This is a genomic window from Mycobacteroides franklinii, assembly GCF_002013895.1.
Classification (GTDB): Bacteria; Actinomycetota; Actinomycetes; order Mycobacteriales; family Mycobacteriaceae; genus Mycobacterium; species Mycobacterium franklinii.
The window spans coordinates 28,017-49,494 of record NZ_MAFQ01000004.1 but is presented as its reverse complement, the minus strand read 5'-3'; the positions used below and the strand labels follow the sequence as shown (position 1 = coordinate 49,494).

The window sequence follows — 21,478 nt, the reverse complement described above, 5'->3', positions numbered from 1 at the left end:
GCTTCGCAGTCTTGGCAAGGATTAGACCCATCCAGGATCGTCGTTCTGCACTACCGAAGATCGGTCCGGATGTCACCGAGCGATCAAGCTGGTTTGCTTTCTGGGGTCACCACGGTGGGGTCAACCGGCGAACACGTCTGGCTCGGCGGCGTCTCGCTATGACCGGCGTCACTCGGACGGGTTGATGGGCCTCGAGGTCATAAAGAGGGGTCTCAGCTGCTGATTAACTATCTGTTCACCCATTCTGTGAATACGAAAAATCTGGCCACGATCGTTGCTCGGGTTTCCTTGCAGTAAATCTGTACACGCCTGTATCCCACATAGCGTGCTAATCAATGGATATCGGGTCTGCAACGGGTACATACGCGGCTCTCATGCATGGTCTAATCTTTAACGGCCGGGGAGCACCGCTGAGGTGTTCCGCGTTTTGCAATTTGGGATGGTGCAGGTCCGAGCATGGTGCCGGGATGCGGAGATAGACGAGGAGGGTTACGATTCTTCGGCTTTTGATGCGTCTGTGGATTCCACTGCTGGTGCTTGCGGTAATTGCCATCGGCGGATTTACGGTGTCGCGGCTCCATGGTGTATTCGGTAACGAGAAGCGCCCTTCGTACGCTGATACGAATGCGAGTGACGCTAAATCGTTTGATCCCAAGAAGATGTCTTACGAGGTTTTCGGATCGCCGGGAAACGTAGCCGATATCAGCTATTTCGACGTCAATGGCGACCCCCTATTCATTCAAAAAGTCCCGCTTCCGTGGTCCGTCAAATTCGAGATCGGCAAGACCACCGCGGTGGGCAGCATCATGGCGCAGGGTGATGGCAGCAGCATCGGCTGCCGCATCATCGTTGACGATGAGGTCAAATCCGAGAAGGTGACAAACCAAACCAACGCGTTTACCTCGTGCCTCCTGAAGGCCGCATGAGCGCGGACGGCGGCAAAGTCAAATCGCATCGGCCGATAATGGCGACCATTATCCGCCGGGGTGCGGTATTCATTATTTTGGGCTGGCTGGCGATCACGGTCTTACTGACCGTCAAGGTGCCACCGCTGGAGATCGTCGAGCGAGAGCATTCGGTCTCACTTAGCCCTCCGGATGCGCCGTCCGTCAAGGCGATGACGCAGATGGGCAAGGTTTTCCAGGAGTCCAATTCCGAGAGTGTCGCCGTCATCGTGCTCGAGGGGGAGAACTCTCTCGGCGACGATGCGCATAAGTATTACGACGCCGTCATTCGCCAATTGAAAGATGATCCGAAGCATGTGCAGCATGTCCAGGATTTCTGGGGTGATCCACTGACCGCTGGTGCCGCGCAGAGCGCCGACGGAAAAGCCGCATATGTGCAATTGAATCTCACCGGCCGTTTTGGCCAGGCTGAAGCTAATGAATCGGTGGAAGCCGTTCAGAAGGTGGTCAAGGACACCCCGGGGTTGCCGCCGGGCGTGAAGGCCTATGTAACGGGACCAGCGGCCATCGTCTCGGATATGGCCGAGAGCGGAAACCGCACGGTCGTCCTCATCACCATGGTGAGCGTCGGCGTGATCTTCCTGATGCTGCTTCTGCTCTACCGATCGATCATCACGGTCATCATCCTGCTGTTCACGGTCGGCATCGAGTTGCAGGTCGCGCGCGGTCTCGTCGCGTTCCTCGGTATGCACGGAATCGTGGGCCTGACCACCTTCGTGGTCAACCTTCTGGTCTCGGTCGGCATCGCCGCGGGCACAGACTACGGAATCTTCTTCGCGGGGCGTTATCAGGAAGCACGCCAGGCCGGCGAGGATCGCGAATCGGCCTACTACACCGCCTACAAGGGTGTGGCGAAGGTCGTTCTGGCATCGGGTCTGACCATCGCCGGAGCGATCGCGTGCCTGCACTTCACCCGCCTGCCGTACTTCAAGCCACTGGGTATCCCCGGTGCGGTGGGCATCCTGGTGGCGGTGGCGGTGGCGCTGACCCTGGTGCCGGCGTGCATCGCCGCAGGCAGCCGCTTCGGTGTGTTCGACCCGAAGCGACAGGTGACGACACGTCGCTGGCGGCGGATCGGTACCGCGATCGTGCGGTGGCCCGGACCGATCCTTGCCGCCACCATTGCGATTTCGCTGATCGGTCTGTTGACGCTGCCCGGATACAACCCGAGCTACACCGATGCGAAGTTCATCCCGCAAGACATCCCCGCGACACAGGGACTGATCGCGGCCTCGCGGCACTTCCCGGAATCAAAGATGGCCACACCGGACATTCTGTTGATCGAGGCCAATCACGATATGCGTAACTCGGCCGACCTCTTGGTGCTGAACAGGCTGGCCAAGGCCGTGTTCGCGGTTCCGGGCATCGCCAACGTGCAGTCGATTACGCGGCCCGAGGGAACGCAGATCGAACACTCCTCGGTGCCGTTCATGCTGAGCATGTCGAACGCGAGCCAGCGACTGAGCCTGCCGTTCCAGCGGGCGCGCATGGATGACATGCTCAAACAGGCCGACGATATGTCGACGACGATCGCGCTCATGCAGCGCATGTCGGACCTGATGGGTCAGATGGTGGACACCACGCACCGCATGGTCAGCACCACCAAGGATCTCCAGCAGGACATGCGGACGCTCCGCGATCACATCGAGGATTTCGAAGACTTCTGGCGGCCGATCCGTAACTACTTCTACTGGGACAAGCACTGCTTCGACATCCCGATCTGCTGGTCCATCAGGTCGATCTTCGACGCGCTTGATGGCGTTGATCAGGTGACCGACAAGATGCAGACCCTGGTTGGCGACCTCGACGAGCTGGACAAGTTGATGCCGCAGCTGCTCGAACAGTTCCCCATCATGATCGAGACCATGAAGAGCACGCGCGAATCGATGCTGACGATGCACAGCACGATGTCCGGCATCTTCGCCCAGATGGATGAGTCCACGGAGAATTCGACGGCCATGGGCAAGGCCTTCGATGCGTCGAAGAACGACGACTCCTTCTATCTGCCACCCGATGTCCTGAAGAACAAGGACTTCCAGCGCGTCTTGAAGATCTTCATGTCGCCCGACGGAAAGTCCTCGCGCATGCTGATATCTCAACGGGGAGATCCAGCGACGCCCGAAGGTATCTCACGGGTCGAGCCGATCAAGACCGCCGCGGAAGAAGCGCTCAAGGGGACCCCGCTCGAGCACGCCAAGCTCTCCCTGGCGGGCACGGCGGCCGGCGTCAGCGAGCTGGTCGAGGGATCGAAATACGACCTGCTGATCGCGGGTGTCGCGGCGCTGTGCCTCATCTTCATCATCATGTTGTTGATGACACGCAGCCTGGTGGCGGCCGTGGTGATCGTCGGCACGGTAGCGCTGTCGCTCGGCGCATCCTTCGGTCTGTCAGTCCTTGTCTGGCAACACATTTGCGGCATACAGATCAACTGGGTGGTGTTGGCGATGTCCGTCATCGTCTTGCTCGCGGTGGGGTCTGACTACAACCTGCTGCTGGTCTCACGCATGAAGGAAGAGTTGGGCGCCGGGCTGAACACCGGCATCATCCGCGCGATGGGTGGTACGGGCAAGGTCGTGACGGCAGCCGGGCTGGTGTTCGCGGCGACGATGGGCTCGATGATCGTCAGTGACCTGCTCACCATCGGACAGGTCGGAACCACGATCGGCCTTGGTCTGCTGTTCGACACCCTGATCGTGCGGGCCTTCATGACACCGTCGATTGCTGCGCTCCTGGGCCGGTGGTTCTGGTGGCCGCTGCAGGTGTCTCCCCGCCCAGTCGGTGCGGTGCGCAGGTGGAGGGGGCCGCGCCTGGTCCGCTCGGTGCTGCAGAGGAACTGATGAAACCGGGTATGAGTGCTGAGACAGACTCGGCGCGCTCGCGGCCGTCCATCGCGCGGACAATTCGCACGCTGTCGCCCCTGATCATCCTCGGGTGGCTGGTTCTGATCCTGTATACGACGCTGGCGTCGGTTAATTGGGACTGGAGCAAGGCGATCCCCGCGCTGGAAACGGTGGGGGATGAGCGTTCGGTGTCACTGATGCCGCAGGATGCGCCGGCCGTGAAGGCCATTCTGCGGATGGGCAAGGACTTCAACGAGTCGAACTCGGACAGTTCCGCGATGATCGTTCTCGAGGGGAAGGCACCACTCGGTGAGGACGCGCATCAGTACTACGCCGAGCTGGTTCGCCAGCTGAGAAACGACCCCAAGCACGTGGAACACGTGCAGGATCTGTGGGGCGATCGGCTGACTTCGTCGAGTGTGCAGAGTCCTGACGAAAAAGCTGCCTATGTGCAGGTGAATCTGGTGGGCAACCAAGGCACCGCACAGGGCGACCAGTCGGTGGCTGCGATCCGCGAGATCGTCAAACGCACGTCGCCGTCGGCTCCCAAGGATGTCGAGACCTATGTGGCCGGTGCCGCGCCGCTGGCCTCGGACATGCAGCACGCGGGCAACAAATCGATTCTGAAGATCACCGCGGTCACGGTCGTCATCATCTTCACGCTGCTACTGATCCTCTATCGCTCCGTCATCACGGTGATCCTGCTGCTGATCATGGTGGGAGTCGAGCTGGCAGCGGCTCGTGGCATCGTCGCGTATCTCGGCCACCACGACTTTTTCGTGCTCTCGACCTTCGCCGTCAACATGCTGGTCTTCCTGAGCATCGCGGCCGGCACCGATTACGGGATCTTCTTTTTCGGCCGATATCAGGAGGCGCGCCAGGCGGGCCAAGACCGGGAGATGGCCTACTACACCACGTATCGCAGCGTCGCTCCTGTGGTCTTGGCATCCGGTGTGACCATCGCCGGAGCCATCCTGTGTCTGCACTTCACTCGGTTGCCCTACTTCCAGACGATGGGTGTTCCGTGCGCCATCGGCATGCTTGCGGCGGTGGCTGTCGCGGTGACCTTGGTCCCCGCGGGTATCGCGGTGGCAAGCCGATTCGGTCTGCTCGAACCCAAGCGCACGTTGCGGGTTCAGCGGTGGCGCGCAATCGGCACGGCAGTGGTCCGCTGGCCCGCGCCGATTCTGGTGGCCTCGCTGGTGGCGGCGCTGGTCGGACTATCCACCCTGCCGGGCTACAAGACGAGCTACAACGATCGGCTCTATATCTCCAGCGATATTCCGGCGAACCAGGGATTCGCCGCGGCTCAACGCCACTTCTCCGAATCGCGGCTCACGCCCGACGTGTTGCTGATCGAAACCGACCGGGACCTTCGGAACCCTGCGGATTTCCTGGTGCTGAACAAGGTGGCCAAGGCCATCTTCAAGGTGCGTGGAGTCTCGCGCGTGCAGGGAATTACCCGCCCGGAGGGAACACCGATCGCCAACACCTCGGTGCCCTTCTTACTGAGTCTGCAAAGTGCCGGACAGGTGCAGGCGCAGCGTTTCCAGAAGAAGCGGATCGGCGACATGCAAAAGCAGGCCGACGATATGGGCAAGATGATCTCGACGATGCAGCGCACGTATGGCGTGATGAAGAAGATGTCGGAGACGACACATCGGATGACGGCCGACACGCACGAGGTGCAGCAGATGACCGACGACCTGCGCGGCAGCATCGCTCTCTTCGACGACTTCCTTCGACCGATCCGCAATTATTTCTATTGGGAGAAGCACTGTTTCGACATCCCCATCTGCTGGTCCATCAGGTCGATTTTTGATGCCCTGGACGGTGCGGATGCGCTTGACGACGGGCTGGTCGAGCTCGTCAAGAACATGGACAAGCTGGATGCGATCATGCCGCAGCTGCTCGTTCAGTTCCCGCAGATGATCGAGGTCATGCAGAGCATGCGGACCTCGGTGCTCACCATGTACGCCACCATGTCGGGCCAGTTCGCCCAGATGGATGAGACCACCGACGACGTTATGGCAATGGGTCAGGCCTTCGACGCGTCGAAGAACGATGATTCGTTCTTCCTGCCTCCCGAGGTGTTCAGCAATCCGGACTTCAAGCGCGCCATGAGCTCGTTCCTGTCACCGGATGGAAAGACGGTGCGGTTCATCATCTCTCACAACGGTGACCCCATGTCGCCGGAGGGCATAACGCGGATCGAGCAGGTGCGGAACGCGGCCGAGGAAGCGCTCAAGGGGACGCCTCTTGTCGGTGGCAAGGTCTATATCGCGGGGGCCGCGTCGACCGCCAAGGACTGGAAAGACGGCTCGACATACGACCTGTTGATCGCGGGTATCGCGGCGATCTGCTTGGTGTTCATCATCATGCTCATCACCACCCGAAGTTTCATCGCGGCTCTGGTGATCGTCGGTACCGTGGCGCTCTCGCTAGGCGCGTCCTTCGGTTTGTCCGTGCTGCTGTGGCAGTACATCCTGGGGATCAATCTGCACTGGATGGTGCTGGCGATGTCCGTGATCATCCTCTTGGCGGTCGGCTCCGACTACAACCTGCTGTTGGTCTCCCGTATGAAAGAGGAGCTGGGCGCCGGGCTGAACACCGGCATCATCCGCGCGATGGGTGGCACCGGAAAGGTGGTCACATCGGCCGGGTTGGTGTTCGCGGCAACAATGGCTTCGATGGTCGTCAGCGATCTGCAGATCATCGGGCAGATCGGCACCACCATCGGCCTGGGTCTGCTCTTCGACACCCTGATCGTGCGCTCCTTCATGACCCCGTCGATCGCGGCTCTGCTGGGCCGGTGGTTCTGGTGGCCACAGCGTGTGCGGCCACGCCCGCCGAGTGCACTGCTGGAGCCCGTAGGTGCGGCCGCGCCAGCGCCCGCGCAACGGCCCAATGCGCACCACGACGATGAGGGGCCAACCACCGAGTTCCCGCGGCTATCTGAGTAGTTTTTCTTACCGTTCAACCGGTTTCATATCGATTGTTTACCCGACTAAACCTGAAGGGCCGGGCGCGACAAGGTTGTCGCGCCCGGCCCTTCAGGTCTGTCTGGCCGGCCTCAGTACTTGTGGCAGCTGCGTACCATCTGCTGGAACACCGGTATGACGTACTCGATGCCCTGATTCCCCTTGACTTGGTTAATCATGCTCACCCGCTTGTCCTTTGGCGAGCTGAGGAACTCCTGCATGAACTGCTGATTCGGTGGCGATTGGTCGAAATACTGTGCGGCCATGGGATTCTCCGCGTGTAGTGCCGCGTTCGCCTGGTCGTACGTACAGGTGGTGTTCACCATCTCGTCAATAGCGGGGTCAGCGGAAGCCAGCCCGGCTCCGGCGCTCAACGCCAAGGTGATACCACCAACAGCAGCGACAGTTTTCGTCAGTGACAGTTTGTTCATGTTCTCAATTGCCTCCTCGTACCGACCACATCAACTTTACGTATTCAGCTGCACCTGAGGCCTGAGGTGCGCCCAGGCCCATACCTATTTATACGTCGAACAATCCGTTGCGTTACTGCCGACCAGAACATCGGGCTATTTCCGCTGCAAGAGCTCAAGTAGATAACTCCCATACCCAGACTTGAGGAGCTTTTGGGCGCGTGCGGCGAGCTGGTCGTCGTTGATGAAACCGGCGTGCCACGCTATTTCTTCCGGCACGCCGATTTTTAGACCCTGGCGGCGTTCGATGGTGCGTACATAATCACTCGCGTCAAGAAGCGAATCGAACGTGCCCGTGTCCAGCCAGGCGGTCCCGCGCGGTAGGACCTCGACGGAGAGTCGCCCTTGATCCAGGTAGATCTGGTTGATCTCCGTTATCTCGTATTCACCGCGCGCTGACTTCTGAAGCGAGCGCGCAATCTCAACGACATCGTTGTCGTAGAAGTACAACCCGGGAACCGCGTAATGGGATTTCGGTACCGCGGGCTTCTCTTCCAGGGACAGGGGTACGCCGGCGGCGTCGAATTCGACCACGCCATATGCCGACGGATTGGCAACCCAGTACGCGAAAATCGCCCCACCGTCGATGTTCTCGAACCTGCGTAGGCTCGTGCCCAGGCCGGGCCCGTAGAACACATTGTCGCCCAGTGCGAGCATCGCCGTGTCGGAGCCGATGTGTTCGGCCCCTATGACAAATGCCTGTGCCAGCCCCTCCGGTTGGGGCTGCACGGCGTAGCTCAAGTTGATGCCGAAGGCGGAGCCATCACCGAGGAGACGCTCGAATGCCGGGGCGTCGGCCGGTGTGGTGATAATCAGGATGTCGCGCACGCCGGCCATGATCAGCGTGGATAACGGGTAGTAGACCAGCGGTTTGTCGTAAACCGGTAGTAGCTGCTTGCTGACACCCATCGTTATCGGGTGTAGGCGAGTGCCTGAGCCGCCCGCGAGAATTATTCCGCGCAATGTGTCCTCCTACTCGACGACAAATACGAAGGGCTCGTTGCGTTCTGTTGCGGCGGGAAGTTTTTCATGGTGCCGTAGCGCAACACGAGTCAGCCTAACGTGTATGAAGGCGCGATGCCGGTGGAACGAAATGTAGGCAGTAGTCCGCGCAGCCGCGTCGCCGAGCAGTCGGGCGAGATCGGTCCGTCACGAGCGTTCCACGCGCCCGATGTTCACCCGCAATAATGCGAGAGCCGGTGTGCCCGTGGCCCGCTGGTATTGCATTGCCGCTTCCAATCGGAGCAGTTGATTTACCTGGGCAATGCGTTAAAGCCAATTAGTTCAGCCATAGCTGCGTCCACATTATTGAGTGTGGAGACGTACGTGCGCTCATTATGTTGAGGCTATCCGCGGCGCATCAGATCGGTAATAATGGCCGACAGCACCGACGGCCATTCTGTGAGTGCACAGACATATCGGGGAGGTCGATACCGTCATGAGATTTGCCATGGCAAGTTATGGCACGCGCGGTGATATCGAACCTGCCGTTGCTGTCGGACGAGAACTGCAGCGCCGGGGCCATGAAGTGCGCATGGCGGTCCCGCCTGACTTGATTACTTTCGTGGAGTCGGTGGGACTTTCAGCGGTGCCCTATGGAATTCATGTGGGCCCGCAGCTCGATGAGTACCGAGACTTATGGACGTCGTGGACCCGGCATTTTTGGCGGCTACAGGACCTGGTCGCTTTATGTCGTCAGGCGCTGAAACTGGTGACTGAACAGTGGTCGGAGATGAGTCAGACCCTGGTGTCGGTGGCGGAGGGGGCGGATCTTCTGTCGACCAGCGTGGGTTATGAGGAGCCGGCAGCCAATGTTGCGGAGTTCTATGGGATCCCGTTGGTTGCGCTGCACACCATGCCGTGGCGTCCTAATGGTCAGCTTTTTCCGACCCTTCCGTCGCGGCTGACCCGCACCGCGATGAGCGCGTACGACTGGCTGACCTGGCGAGTGACCAAGAGGGCCGAAGACGCACAACGGCGAGACCTCGGATTGCCGCAGGCGGCAAGCCCTTCACCGCAGCGCATGGGTCAGCGCGACTCGCTGGAAGTTCAAGCCTACGACGACATTTGCTTCGAGGGATTGGCCGACGAGTGGGCGAAATTCGGTGATCGGCGGCCCTTCGTGGGTGCTCTGACCATGGAGCTGACAACCGCGGCCGACGACGAGGTCATGTCGTGGATAGCTGCTGGGCCACCACCCATATGCTTTGCGTCGGGCAGCATCCCGGTCGAATCTCCAGTGGAGACAGTCGAGATGATTAGTTCGGCGTGCGCAGAATTGGGGGAGCGGGCGTTGATATGCGCGGGCGCGACCGATTTCAGCGGTGTGCGAACCGCCGAACACGTCAAGGTGGTCGGAGTGGTCAACTACGCGGCGGTATTTCCGGTGAGCCGAGCGGTCGTTCATCATGGTGGTTCGGGTACCACGGCGGCCAGCCTGCGTGCGGGAGTGCCCACCTTGATCCTGTGGACGGTCGGTGATCAGCCGTTCTGGGGAAATCAGCTCAAACGCATGAGAGTGGGCACATCCCGACGTTTTTCGACCACGACCCGAGATTCATTGGTCTCCGATCTGCGTCAGATTCTCAGCCCGGAATGCGCGACGCGGGCGCGGGCGATCGCTCCCCACATGTCCAAGCCGCACGATAGCGTTTGTAGAGCTGCCGACCTGCTGGAGGCGAGAGCCGCCCGCGCGTAGGTCAGTTGCCCGCAGGCCACGGCCTGCGACAGTTCATCCCCGCGCGACTGAACCACCACCATCGATATCATTGACCGGGAACGCATTACCGGTGCGTGCCGGTCACCTAGCTGGTCTGAAAAGAACGGGAGGCTCGGCTTGTCAAGGGCTAGTGCGTCAAAGTCTGTACTTATTTCCGGTGGCGCAGGATTCATCGGATCCACCCTGTCCAACCGTCTCGTCCAAGCGGGATACGACGTCGCGGTGATGGACGTCTTGCACCCACAGGTTCATCCCAGAGGACAGGCAGTCGATCTTCCCTCGTCCGTGCGTCTGTTCACCGGAGATGTCACCCACGCACCGGACTGGGATGCGGTACTGCGCCTGTTCGAGCCCTCCCAGGTCGTCCATTTGGCGGCCGAGACGGGTACGGCGCAGTCGCTTTCGGAGGCCACGCGCCATGGTTCGGTGAACGTGGTCGGTACGACTCAGCTCCTTGATGCCCTGAGCCGCACGGGTCTCGTACCGGACCAGCTGGTGCTTGCATCCTCGCGAGCGGTTTATGGGGAAGGTGCGTGGCAGGCTGGTGCGGAGGTGTTCTATCCGCGGCCGCGTAGCCATGCGCAGCTGGTTGCCGGCGAATGGGATCCCACGGGACCTCATGGTGAATCGGCAAATCCTCTCGTCAGCAGTGCCGATCGCACGGAGCCCCGGCCGACCAACGTCTACGCGGGCACAAAACTTGCTCAGGAGCACCTGTTGGCAGCGTGGGCCGCGGCCCATGACACCAATCTCAGTGTGTTGCGCCTGCAGAATGTGTACGGGCCAGGCCAATCGCTCACCAATTCGTACACCGGAATTGTCACACTCTTCGCACGGCTGGCACGCGAGAAGCAATCGTTGGAGGTGTACGAAGACGGCCGGATAGTTCGCGATTTCGTGTTCATCGACGATGTTGTCGATGCGCTTTTCGCCGCCGTGCACACCCCCGCCGTCGAGCGCCGTACCCTCGATATCGGTTCTGGCACTGCGACAACCATTCACGAGTTGGCCCGTAAGGTGGCCGATATCTGCGCGGCGCCGGAACCCGTCGTCGTCGGGAAGTTTCGAGATGGGGATGTGCGCGCGGCGAGCTGCGATATCGACCCAGCAATTGAAGGCCTCGCCTGGAGCCCGAAGTGGGCGCTTGAAGATGGCCTGCAGGCGCTTCTCGAATGGATCGACAAAGACTGCCCGAATCGTTTTTGAGCAAGTACGCGCCTCGGCGTGATATGGCCATCCTGCCTCCGGCGGCGGCCATGAATCATTCGCTGTAGCAATGTCTTTCCGACCTGATGTAGAAATGCCAGAAAGCGTGATCACGGACTGGGATGGCGATAGGATGACGCTCCCAGCGAAGAGTGGCGGAGGCGCATGAAGCTCGGTTCTGTATTCGATTCGCGAAACAACGCGCTGAACGCGTGCCGGCTCGCCCTGGCGACCGAAGTGATGCTTTTTCACTCGTTTCCGCTGACCGGGCGTGTGGTGGAGTCCAAGGCGGTACTCCAGCTGCTCTTCTCGGTGGGAGTTGACGGATTCTTTGCGCTTTCAGGATTCTTGATCACTGCGAGTTGGCTCCGTAACCCCAATACGCGCGAATATTTCGTGGCGCGAGCTCTGCGCATCCTGCCGGGTTACTACATCGTTCTCGCGGTGACGGCCTTTGTCATCGCGCCGCTGAGCGTGGCGATCCAGGGCGGCTCCGCGGCGAGGCTTCTCTTCTCCAGTGCGCCGATCGAGTACGTATTGAAGAACAGCGCGTTGGTGCAGCTCCAGCTCGACGTGGGCGGAACACCACGCGATATCCCCTACGCGGGAATCTGGAACGCGTCGCTGTGGTCACTTGTCTTTGAGGTGATGTGCTACATCGCGGTGGCTGGGCTTGGCCTACTTGGACTCGCTACTCGTCGGTGGACCGCGCCCGTGATTTTGATTTTGGCGACAATTGCGGCGATCTTGCTGCCGCCGCTGACATTCCCCGGGGTCTGGACAATCCCGCAGCTCGCGGTGCGCAGCGCCATAATGTTTTCCGCTGGTGCGCTGTTGTATCAGTGGCGCGATGTGATTCCGGCGCGCTGGTCGCTGGTGGCGGCGAGTGTCGTCATCGTACTGGCCTCGGGAATGCTGCCCGACTACCGCGTGATCGGTGCGCTCCCGCTCGCATACGCGGTCGTCGTCTCGGGCGTGCTGATCAAGAACAAGCGAATGAACATCCGCACGGACTTGTCCTACGGTGTCTATATATATGCCTCGCCCACACAGCAGCTATTGGCTGTTGCGGGGCTCTATAGCTTGAATCCTTTTGTCTTCTTTGGTGTTTCGACGGCAGCGACGTTGATTCCGGCGGCCTTTAGCTGGTTCTTGGTCGAGAAACGTGCGCTGGCGCTGAAGTCGAAGCTCAAACGGAAGCGCGCCGAAAATGCCATCACGACGCACCAAGCGCCGGCGGCCGAGGACAGTGCCCTACCGCGCGAGCGGGCGCTGTTGCCACATGAAGATGGTTAGCTGGCAGTATTGCCAGGAACTTGTCGGTAGGCTGATTTGTATGGTGTTTCGGAATTCTGAGAACGGGCCGAGTTCTTTGAACGGCAAAGAACCGCAAAGGATTCCGTGACCATGCCACTCTTTCGCCTGACGCTCCAGCCCAAGCCGCCGTTCCTGACGCGGCGGTATCCGTATGCGGGCCGTCGTCGCATGCTTGATGCGCTGGGCCCAGACTTGGCGCGGGAAGTCGCGATGTCCGCGGATGACACGGGCCCCGTGGACACGCCGATCGGCCGGATCTTCGAGGGCGCCGACAAGGTCCACAAGCTGCGCCATTACCTGCCCATCTATCAGCATGCTCTCACTCGGACCGAGCGGATGCTCGAGATCGGGGTGGACCGGGGTGGGTCCCTGCAGATGTGGCGGAAGCACTTGCCGGAGGCCACCATCGTGGGCCTGGATATCAATCCCGAGTCCGCACGGCACGATGATCCGCAGCGCGATATTCACGTGCGGATCGGCGATCAGACCGACGTACGATTCCTCGGCGCCGTGGTCGACGAGTTGGGCCCGTTCGACACCGTTCTCGATGACGGCGGGCACACGCCAAAGCAGATGATCGGGTCGTTTAGATACCTGTTTCCGCGCCTGCGGCCCGGCGGGGTGTACATCGTCGAGGATGTGTGCGCCAACTACTGGACGATCTATCGCGATCAGCGTGAATCGTTCATCGACTTCACCAAGTGGTTGATGGATGCGATGCATGCCCACTACCTGGAGATGAAGTCGGTCTACCAGATCATGGAGGGCCATCCGAAGAGGCTCAAGGAAGTCCAAGTGCCCTTCGCGGCCACCATCATCGACCGGATTGAGGTGTTCGACTCGGTGGTGGTCATTCACCGGGCTGACAAGCCCAAAAGCCTCCCGCGGGCGGTCTTCCGATGAGTCCGAATATTAATGAAGGGCGCTGGATCTTCGGCCGGAGTGCGCCAAAAATATTTGGCGACATTCGTGCATAAGATTTCTTGACAGATTCGGCCGAAAATGCAGTCCCGACAAGGGAGTAGCCAGCCTCGAAACGTGTCGACGGAGTCACCAGGGCGGCTATTCTTAGCGCGGGACGGGACACCAGCATTTCGAGATAGGGGCAGTTCTTGACCGTGACCGATTACGACACTCGATCCGCTTATCTGGGCCTGCTTCGGCAGGACCTCACCAGATACGGAGTCGACGAACTTGTGCCAGTGGGATGGAACTGGCTGCACCGCCCCTTTTTCAAATTTGGCGACTACGTGCTCGTGCGCAAGCGTGCGTTCGACGCGCACAAGCGGGACTTGGGGCTGGACTGGCCGGCGGATGCGCTGACGATGATCGGAATGCAGCGACTGACCAGTCTGCAACAGTGCGTTGAGACGGTGCTTACCGATGACGTACCTGGAGACCTTGTTGAATGTGGCGTGTGGCGTGGAGGCGCGTCCATCCTGATGCGCGCGGTCTTGGCCGCGTACGGGGACACGGCACGAAGCGTCTGGCTTTGCGATTCGTTTGAGGGCGTGCCGCCCCCGGACACGACGAACTACAAGGCGGACAAGGGAGACAAGCTGCATCTGGCAGCGCCCATCCTGGCGGTCACCGAAAAGAATGTCAGGGCGAATTTCGAGCGCTATGGGTTGTTGGACAAGCAGGTCCGTTTTGTTCCGGGCTGGTTCAAAGACACTCTGCATGATGCGCCGATTGAACAAATCGCGGTATTGCGGCTTGACGGCGACCTCTATGAATCCACAATCCAGGCGCTTGACGGGCTCTACGAGCGTTTGTCTCCCGGGGGCTTTTGCATCATCGATGATTACCACGCGCTTGACTCGTGCAAACAGGCTGTCACTGATTATCGAACGAAGCACGGGATAACCGCGGAGATCGTGGAAATTGACGGTACCGGTGTGTTTTGGCGTAAGGAATGATGGCGGCGTCACTCCACTGAACCGCGATACCCGAAAGGCGTTAGAGGCGATGAAATTTGTGCTGGCGAGCTACGGAACGCGGGGCGATATCGAACCCTCCCTTGTCGTGGCTCGCGAACTACAGCGCAGGGGACATGACGTCGTCATGGCAGTGCCGCCCGACCTGATGAGCTTCACCGAATCGGCGGGGCTGGAGACGGTGTCTTACGGGTTGGACACCAAGACGTGGCTGGACGTGTATCGCAATTTCTGGACGTTCTTCTTCCACACCTTCTGGAGGGTGCGGGAGATTCGAACGATGTGGCGTCAGATGTGGGAGCTCAGCGATGAGTGCTGGGCGCAGATGAACACCACGCTGATGTCCGCGGCCGAGGGGGCCGACGTGTTGTTCGCCGGACAGAGCTATCAGGAACCGGCCGCGAATGTCGCTGAGTACCATGACATTCCACTGGTCACGCTGCATCACATTCCGATGCGGCCCAACGGCCAGCTTGTCACCATCCTGCCGTCCCGGCTGGGACGCGCGGCGATGACGGCCTTCGACTGGGTGGCGTGGCGGCTGAACAAGAAGGTGGAGGATGCGCAGCGGCGCCAACTTCGCCTGCCGAAGGCGTCGAGTCCCTCGCCACAGCGGATCGCCGAGCGTGGTTCGCTTGAGATTCAGGGCTACGACTCGGCGTGCTTCCCCGGTCTGGCGACTGAATGGGCCAAGTGGGATGGGTTGCGGCCGTTCGTCGGCTCGCTGACCATGGCGATGACACAGGAGGCCGATGGAGAGGTCTCATCGTGGATCGCGGCGGGAACCCCGCCGATCTTCTTCGGGTTCGGCAGCATGCCGGTTGAATCTCCCTCCGCCGCACTGGACATGATCGGCTCGGCGTGCGCAGAGCTGGGTGAGCGAGCTCTTATCGGCGCGGGGTGGAGCGACTTTGGCGATACCGCTCTTCCCGAGCATGTCAAGGTTGTGGGCGCGGTGAACTATGCGACGGTCTTTCCGCAGTGCCGTGCAGTCGTGCACCACGGAGGTTCGGGCACCACGGCTGCCAGCCTGCGGGCGGGAGTCCCCACGTTGGTTTTGTCGATGGATGCCAATCAAACGCTGTGGGGCGGTCAGATCAAGAAGCTCAAAGTGGGTACCACCCGGCGCTTTTCGACCACTACCCGCGAATCTTTGGTGGCGGACCTGCGGCGAATCCTTGCGCCCGACTATGTCGGCCGGGCTCGGAAGCTCGCCGATGGAATGACCAAACCCGGTGATAGTGCTGTCGCTGCCGCCGATGCCATGGAGCGGTTCGCGCAGGCACGGTGTTCGGCATGAGCCAGGCGGGCGGGGCCAAACCGGCGAGAGGTTTGACGCTAGGTCAGGTCTTCGACCCGCGAAACAACGCCTTGAACGCATGGCGACTGGTGCTGGCGGTGAGCGTCATTTATTGGCATTCCTGGCCCCTCACCGGCCGAACGATCACCTACCGGCCATTCGAGCAGCTCATCGAACAGGTGGGCGTGGACGGTTTTTTTGCGGTCTCTGGATTCCTCATCACCGCGAGTTGGCTACGCAAACCCAAGCTTCGGGACTTCGCGATCGCACGTGGCTTGCGCATCTTCCCCGGATTGTGGGTGTGCCTACTGGTCATCGCGTTCGTCATCGCCCCCGTCAGCGTTCTGATCCAAGGCGGTTCGGTGGCGGATTTGTTCGCCTCGCACAAGCCGCTCGAGTATGTCCTCAACAATGGCCTGCTCAACGTGTACTACGCCGGCGTCGACGGCACACCCCGGGGCGTCCCGTGGCCCGGGGTATGGAACGGTTCGATCTGGACGCTTGTCTTCGAGATGATCTGTTACATCGCGGTGGCAGTGCTAGGTGTCGCGGGCTTGCTCAAGCGGCGATGGGTTGTTCCGGCGGCGTTCGTGTTCTTCCTCTGTGCGACGACATATCTCTCCTATCCCGTCTTCGCCGCGACGTCCATCCCGCAGATGGTGGCCCGATTCGCGGTGATGTTCGCGGCGGGGGCCCTGCTGAATCAGTACAAGGACGTCATTCCGGCGCGGTGGTCGCTTGTCGCGCTCAGCGTCGTCATCGTGCTCGCATCTGGGCTGCTTGAGAACTATCGGGATGTTGCGGCGCTGCCGTTGGCCTATGCGGTCATTGTGTCGGGCTCGCTCATGCACAATCCGCGATTGAATCTACGAAACGACCTGTCGTACGGCACGTACATCTATGCCTATCCCATACAGCAGCTGTTGGTCGTTTTGGGCTTGGGTAGCCTGAATCTGTTGCTGTTCTTCGCTATTGCGACGGCGGCCACCGTGCCGCTGGCGGCCTTCAGTTGGTTCGTGGTGGAAAAGCACGCGATTGCGCTGAAGTCTCGGCTTACGCGGAAGAAGACGGCAGTGATAGACGAGCCACCGCCAATCCCTGTTGATCGCGATGCGGCTTGACCGCAAGAGGTGGCATCGATCAGCTTGTGAGCCATAGCGATTCGATCAGTCTGAATTGGTTCGCGGCGAGCCTTTCTCACCTCCACACAGACGGCGGATGCTATCGTTTCCGCTGTGGCAGATGAGCTATCGCTCCGTACCCGTATCCAGCTGTGGGCGGTTCGCAAGGAGTATTGGCTTGCGCGCACACTTCTACCCAAAGTCTATTCGAACGATGCGCTGATTTGCTTTAACAGCCATGCGTTCCTTGATGATCCGGACTTTCAGCGCGCGTATGAACGCGGGGTCCGTGCCCTGGGCGGAACGGACTGGTACCAGTGGCACTGGCGGGTGCATGTCGGGCTCTGGGCGGCGGCCAGTGCCAACAAGGTGAAGGGCGATTTCGTCGAGTGCGGAGTCAGCTACGGATTCTTGAGCAGCGCCATCATGGAGTACCTCGATTGGGATCGGCTGGGCAAGACGTTCTACCTGCTCGACACCTTCGCGGGCCTCGATCCGCGCTTCGTCAGCACGGGTGAGCGCAATGCCGGCGCGCTCGAAAAGAGCGACAAGCTCGTGAAGAACGGCATGTACGTGAGCTCGGTGGACAGCGTCAAGGCGAACTTTGCGCAGTGGAAGAATCAGCGCGTCATCGTCGGTGCCGTGCCGGAGACGCTGGCTGAGGTCGATACCGACGCTGTGGCGTTTCTCCATATCGATATGAACTGTGCTCCACCAGAAGTGGAGACGTTGCGGTATTTTTGGCCGCGATTGTCGCCAGGGGCGTTCGTGTTATTGGACGACTATGCAAACCGCGGCCGCGACGAGCAGCGCATCGCGATGGATGAGGTGGCACGCGAATTGGGTGTTTCCGTCGTTGCCCTGCCCACGGGGCAGGGTCTGATCATCAAGCCACCGCAGTAGCGGACCAGTTCTCACGCCGTTTTCTGGCGGGCGTTGCTCTCGAAGATGTCGGCGGCTTTGGCGACGCTGTGCGCCGGGCTGGTCATCTGCGTCGCGATCGCACGTGCCGCGTCCGCGTACTCCGGAGGAAGGATTCGGCGCAGGTCGGCGACCAGAGTCTTCCGGTTGGTCGCGGAAAATCGCCGGGCAGCACCGACTTTCAGTCGGTCAAGCTGGTTTCCCCAATACGGCTGGTCAGCAGAGCTCCAGAGGATCAAGGTGGGTACACCCGCCCGCAAGCTCGCCGCGGTGGTCCCGGAACCGCCATGGTGAACGACGGCTCGACTGGCCGCGAAGACCGCCGCGTAGTTGACCGCTCCGACGACCTTGACATGGTCGAGAAGCGCGATATCACTGAAATCGGTGCCGCCGGCGCATATCAATGCGCGCTCACCCAATTCCGCACACGCGGAGCTGATCATTTCGACTGTCTCGGCCGGGGATTCGAGAGGGATGCTGCCGGTTGCGAAGCAGATCGGCGGTTTCCCCGCGGCGAGCCAGGAGGCTACGTCCTGGTCGGCTTCGGTTGTCAGCCCCATCGTGAGCGCACCGACGAATGGTCGGCTGCCGTTCCATTTCGCCCATTCCGCGGCCAGTCCAGGTACGGAAACTGCGTCGTAGGCCTGGATTTCCACCGCACCTCGGCGTGCGGTGCGCAATGCTGAGGGGCCGGTCGCTCGAGGGAGGCCGAGGGCCTTCCGTTGCGTGTTGTCAGCGTCTTTCGTAGCGCGCCACAACAGCCATTCGGAGAGCAATCCGCCGGATCGGACAAGGGGAGCCGGCAGCATTGGCAACAGTTGGCCGTTTGGCCGCATGGGGAAGTGGTGCAGCATGATCAGCGGGATGTCGAAGTACTCGGCGATATTGCCGGCGGATTGTTCGAAGTTCAGGCCCGTAGATAACAAGTCCGCGCGTTCCGCCAGTGATAGCAGCGTGGTGTTGGTATCCGGCCAGTACCGCGCGATCGGCGCCCAAAGTTCACGCAGCGAACCGATGGGATTGCGCACCAACTGACTCCAGAAGTTCCGGAGGAATTCGTCTTGCAGAAAGTCCTGCAATTTTGGTCCATAGGGCACAGTGGCGAGTCCTGCCGATTCCGCGAACGCGATGAGGTCGGGGGGGACAGCAATGCATACCTCATGGCCCCGTCTTGCCAGTTCACATCCAACACTGATGGACGGTTCTACATCGCCACGGGTTCCGTAGCACGCCAGCGCAAACTTCATACCGTCCCTGGCCCTTCAGTGGTTGTCGCGTCGGTGGACCCGAATCTTGCCATTATCTCTGGTTCTTCAACTGTCGCAAGGCAGTTCAGAGTTTGATAAGTCGGTCTTGATATCCAAACCTCTGACATACTTCGTCGATGGTACGGAGTCGTCCGCTTCAGAGGTCGCGAGACTGGGTCATGTTCAAGCTGAACGCCGCATTCACTCAGCGGGTTCAGAAATTCATCTACCGGCATGCCACACGCAAGCTTGAGACTGAGGATGTGGTGTTCCTCAACTATGGGTACGAAGAGGACCCCGCCATGGCTGTGCCGCTGTCGGCGGCCGATGAGCCCGATCGGTATTCGATTCAGCTGTACCACAGCACCGCCGCCCAGACGGATCTCGGCGGTCAACGAGTGTTGGAGGTCGGTTGTGGTCACGGGGGTGGCGCTTCGTACTTGGTACGGGCGTTGAACCCGGCCTCGTACACCGGCCTGGACCTGAATCCGGACGGGATCGACTTCTGTCGTAGGCGGCACGATCTGTCGGGCCTGGAGTTCGTTCAGGGCGACGCGGAGAACTTGCCCTTTCCCGATCAGTCCTTCGATGCGGTGATCAACGTTGAGTCGTCGCATCTGTACCCACACTTCCCGGTATTCCTCACCGAAGTCGCACGTGTGCTCCGGCCAGGCGGGCATTTTCTTTACACGGATGCGCGCAGTGTTCAAGACGTCCCCGGCTGGAAGGTAGCGCTCGCGAACGCGCCGCTGCGAATGGTGTCAGAGCGCGGAATCAACGCCGAGGTACGTCGCGGGATGGAGAAGAACCTGGCACGGTGGCGATACGTCATTGACCGTGCCACGCCAGCCCTTCTTCGTGGCATAGTTCGTCGATTTGCGCCGGCACAGCGCGCTTATGACGATCTGCGCGCTGGAGGGTCTGTGGAATACCGTATGTACCGGTTCATCAAAGCCTAGGTGATACGGCAGATTCGTCTTCCGGCAAGGAATTTCATGGTCGTGGACCTGCAGATGGGTATAGTTGAATCATGAACGTCGTCGAGTCGATAGAACGCGGTCTGGACTGGCTGGCGACACCCCGACATTTACCCGGGCGTCTTGAGATGGAGACTCGGCGGGGGAGACGTTTGGAGCTGGAGGTCGTTTCTGTGGCGATTCGGCTGCCCATTCTGAGCGGTGCCGTCTTGCGGCTCCCGGTGTTCGTCATGTTGATGCCGGCCGGATCGTCCCCCATCGCCGGGACCGATGTGCGCACGGAGCAACCGGTCGACTAACGGGCTTCCGTAACATCGCGCCACGTATTCCACATTCGACTGGCGCGGCGTCTCAATAACAACCTCTTGCCGGATGTGCCTAAAGCCCTCCGGGAGAGGCTTTCGAGGTTGGTTGGCACACTTCCGTCGATGCGCGACAACGAACGCTGTGTGCTCGCTGTACCCATGTAATGGGCATCGATATAGATCGTCTTCGGCGTACCCGGTAGGTTATTGAGCGAAACGCCCATAACGGCGTTTTTCGCGTAATTCGTTGGGGCGCCCAGGCTAAGGCGCCAGCGGGTCCAACGGCGCTCGGCATCTACGGTATTTCTTATAGATGAGAACTTAATTCGTAGCGGATTGTCACCACATTTACTTCTAGATGACCACACTGTTGTGCACTCCTGTTGCTAGCTCGCCATGTGCCGCCCCGGTTTTAGGTTGAATCCTTATTCAGGTCGCCGCGAGTTCATTCCGTACGCACCAGCCTGTAACACTCGCGGTCTGGCGCGCAATGAATTGGATGGGCGCGGGTCCGTATGTGAACTCGAAAAACTTCTGAATATGGCGATTTCGGCTACTTCATCAAGCTACTTGGCCAAGATCTCCAGCAAGTCTCGATATTGGGTAACAAGCGTCACCAGTTCTAGCGCGATACTTTGCCGGAGGCCTCAGCGATTAGTCGAAACTTGGTTGCTCACATTCACTGCCGAAAGCTCGACTCACGCGGCGGGCCCAGACTTGGTATACTCGTGTGTGCGCTCGTCGCAACAGATTGAAACCACTGTAACCATATCTGATCTGCGTAAACACGTCAATGTTGATATTCTGGCTAATTAGTTGCAGCAGCGAACGGGAATGTGTCAAAGTTACGAAGATTAGAACTTTGTGAAACCCCGTACAACGCTCTAAATTCAGCCGTATGTTTGCGATGTCCACCGAAGCAACCTGGAGAAAGCGTGAGCATCAATCCATTCGATGATGACAAGGGAAGCTTTTTCGTCTTGGTCAACGACGAGGAGCAGCACAGCCTGTGGCCGGCTTTTGCCGATGTGCCCGATGGCTGGAGGGTCGTATTCGGTGAAGCGGACCGCGCTGCGTGCCTGGAGTACATCGAACAAAACTGGACCGATATCCGGCCGAAGAGCCTGCGCGAGAGATTAGCGCAGGGTGGGGGTCTTGGGCGCTGAACCTTC

General features: G+C 60.1%; 17 protein-coding genes. 14 read left to right on the top strand and 3 right to left on the bottom strand.

All coding sequences use genetic code 11. From position 1 onward, the window contains the following. Positions 1–509: 509 nt before the first annotated feature. From B4393_RS06120 to B4393_RS06110, 3 genes are read left to right on the top strand one after another with little or no spacing between them, the layout of a single operon-like run. Positions 510–926, top strand: a complete 417-nt coding sequence (locus B4393_RS06120) for an MmpS family transport accessory protein (protein WP_109420750.1) — start codon at positions 510–512, stop codon at positions 924–926. Next, positions 923–3,802 carry an MMPL/RND family transporter gene (locus tag B4393_RS06115; RefSeq protein WP_070938286.1) on the top strand — a complete coding sequence of 960 codons (2,880 nt, stop codon included), beginning with the start codon at positions 923–925 and terminating at the stop codon, positions 3,800–3,802. Before B4393_RS06120 ends, B4393_RS06115 begins: the two co-directional genes overlap by 4 nt. Before the next feature lie 11 nt (positions 3,803–3,813). After that, positions 3,814–6,768: an MMPL/RND family transporter gene (locus B4393_RS06110; RefSeq protein ID WP_165758486.1), complete on the top strand. Its 2,955-nt coding sequence runs from the start codon at positions 3,814–3,816 to the stop codon at positions 6,766–6,768. A 110-nt stretch (positions 6,769–6,878) separates the two neighbouring features. Here B4393_RS06110 and B4393_RS06105 read toward each other — a convergent pair whose 3' ends face one another. Then, complete coding sequence (locus tag B4393_RS06105) at positions 6,879–7,217, bottom strand: hemophore-related protein (RefSeq protein ID WP_078333380.1); 339 nt, start codon at positions 7,215–7,217, stop codon at positions 6,879–6,881. Between the two features lie 135 nt (positions 7,218–7,352). Continuing rightward, complete coding sequence (gene rfbA / locus B4393_RS06100; RefSeq protein ID WP_078333379.1) at positions 7,353–8,219, bottom strand: glucose-1-phosphate thymidylyltransferase RfbA; 867 nt, start codon at positions 8,217–8,219, stop codon at positions 7,353–7,355. A gap of 475 nt (positions 8,220–8,694) precedes the next feature. Here rfbA and B4393_RS06095 point away from each other — a divergent pair, with 475 nt between their 5' ends. The 8 genes from B4393_RS06095 (at position 8,695) to B4393_RS06060 (ending at position 17,759) form a co-directional block, all read left to right on the top strand. Beyond that, a complete protein-coding gene (locus B4393_RS06095) occupies positions 8,695–9,954 on the top strand; it encodes a glycosyltransferase (RefSeq protein WP_078333504.1) in 1,260 nt (419 codons plus the stop codon). Between the two features lie 138 nt (positions 9,955–10,092). Continuing rightward, positions 10,093–11,181, top strand: coding sequence for an NAD-dependent epimerase/dehydratase family protein (locus tag B4393_RS06090; RefSeq protein WP_078333378.1), 1,089 nt, complete (start codon positions 10,093–10,095; stop codon positions 11,179–11,181). Positions 11,182–11,346: 165 nt separating this feature from the next. Then, positions 11,347–12,477 (top strand): acyltransferase family protein, encoded by a 1,131-nt coding sequence (locus B4393_RS06085; RefSeq protein WP_078333377.1) that lies wholly within the window; start codon positions 11,347–11,349, stop codon positions 12,475–12,477. Between the two features lie 189 nt (positions 12,478–12,666). Then, positions 12,667–13,401 carry a class I SAM-dependent methyltransferase gene (locus B4393_RS06080; protein ID WP_078333503.1) on the top strand — a complete coding sequence of 245 codons (735 nt, stop codon included), beginning with the start codon at positions 12,667–12,669 and terminating at the stop codon, positions 13,399–13,401. Between the two features lie 215 nt (positions 13,402–13,616). Continuing rightward, positions 13,617–14,417, top strand: coding sequence for a TylF/MycF/NovP-related O-methyltransferase (locus tag B4393_RS06075; protein WP_070938292.1), 801 nt, complete (start codon positions 13,617–13,619; stop codon positions 14,415–14,417). A gap of 49 nt (positions 14,418–14,466) precedes the next feature. Continuing rightward, the gene (locus B4393_RS06070) at positions 14,467–15,735 is read left to right on the top strand and encodes a glycosyltransferase (RefSeq protein WP_078333376.1); all 1,269 of its coding nucleotides are present in this window, start codon (positions 14,467–14,469) and stop codon (positions 15,733–15,735) included. Next, on the top strand, positions 15,732–16,856 hold the full coding sequence (locus tag B4393_RS06065; RefSeq protein WP_078333375.1) for an acyltransferase family protein: 1,125 nt from the start codon (positions 15,732–15,734) through the stop codon (positions 16,854–16,856). The genes B4393_RS06070 and B4393_RS06065 overlap by 4 nt, the downstream gene beginning before the upstream one ends. A 114-nt stretch (positions 16,857–16,970) precedes the next feature. Continuing rightward, on the top strand, positions 16,971–17,759 hold the full coding sequence (locus B4393_RS06060) for a TylF/MycF/NovP-related O-methyltransferase (protein WP_078333374.1): 789 nt from the start codon (positions 16,971–16,973) through the stop codon (positions 17,757–17,759). Between the two features lie 11 nt (positions 17,760–17,770). Here B4393_RS06060 and B4393_RS06055 read toward each other — a convergent pair whose 3' ends face one another. Next, positions 17,771–19,024 carry a glycosyltransferase gene (locus B4393_RS06055; RefSeq protein ID WP_078333373.1) on the bottom strand — a complete coding sequence of 418 codons (1,254 nt, stop codon included), beginning with the start codon at positions 19,022–19,024 and terminating at the stop codon, positions 17,771–17,773. A 179-nt stretch (positions 19,025–19,203) separates the two neighbouring features. Here B4393_RS06055 and mtf2 point away from each other — a divergent pair, with 179 nt between their 5' ends. The 3 genes from mtf2 to B4393_RS06035 all read left to right on the top strand — a co-directional run bounded on the left by mtf2 (position 19,204) and on the right by B4393_RS06035 (position 21,472). Further along, positions 19,204–19,983 carry a fatty-acid O-methyltransferase Mtf2 gene (mtf2, locus tag B4393_RS06050; protein ID WP_078333372.1) on the top strand — a complete coding sequence of 260 codons (780 nt, stop codon included), beginning with the start codon at positions 19,204–19,206 and terminating at the stop codon, positions 19,981–19,983. A 71-nt stretch (positions 19,984–20,054) separates the two neighbouring features. Further along, positions 20,055–20,300: a hypothetical protein gene (locus B4393_RS06045; protein WP_078333371.1), complete on the top strand. Its 246-nt coding sequence runs from the start codon at positions 20,055–20,057 to the stop codon at positions 20,298–20,300. 941 nt (positions 20,301–21,241) lie between these two features. Continuing rightward, a complete protein-coding gene (locus B4393_RS06035) occupies positions 21,242–21,472 on the top strand; it encodes an MbtH family protein (protein ID WP_005062145.1) in 231 nt (76 codons plus the stop codon). The last annotated feature ends 6 nt before the right edge of the window (positions 21,473–21,478 follow it).